Source organism: Vibrio sp. 10N.222.52.B7 (assembly GCF_041474275.1).
GTDB classification, from domain to species: domain Bacteria; phylum Pseudomonadota; class Gammaproteobacteria; order Enterobacterales; family Vibrionaceae; genus Vibrio; species Vibrio crassostreae_C.
On record NZ_JBFRTU010000658.1, the window covers coordinates 1 to 271 of the forward strand.

Annotated in this window: 1 protein-coding gene; it reads left to right on the forward strand. The window is 50.9% G+C overall.

Annotated elements, in window-relative coordinates; all coding sequences use genetic code 11:
• A partial coding sequence (locus tag AB4512_RS24680) for a peptidase dimerization domain-containing protein (RefSeq protein WP_372176107.1) occupies window positions 1-271 on the forward strand: 271 nt, incomplete at both ends.

Consider the following 271-nt stretch of genomic DNA (forward strand, 5'->3'; position numbering starts at 1 on the left):
GCTTAGCGGAAGGTGAGTTGATGGTTCGCCCCGGCTCATTAATGGCCAGTGAGAGTAGCTTTGAGATCACCATCAATGGTGTAGGTGGACATGCTGCTCTGCCGCATCAAGGGGTCGATCCTCTCGTTGTTGGCTCGCAAGTCATTCTTGGTCTGCAAACCATCGTGTCTCGTAATTTGAGTGCGATTCACGACACGGCTGTAGTCTCTGCCACCGAATTTATTACCGATGGCACGGTTAACGTCATCCCAACTCAAGTGGTCATTAAAGG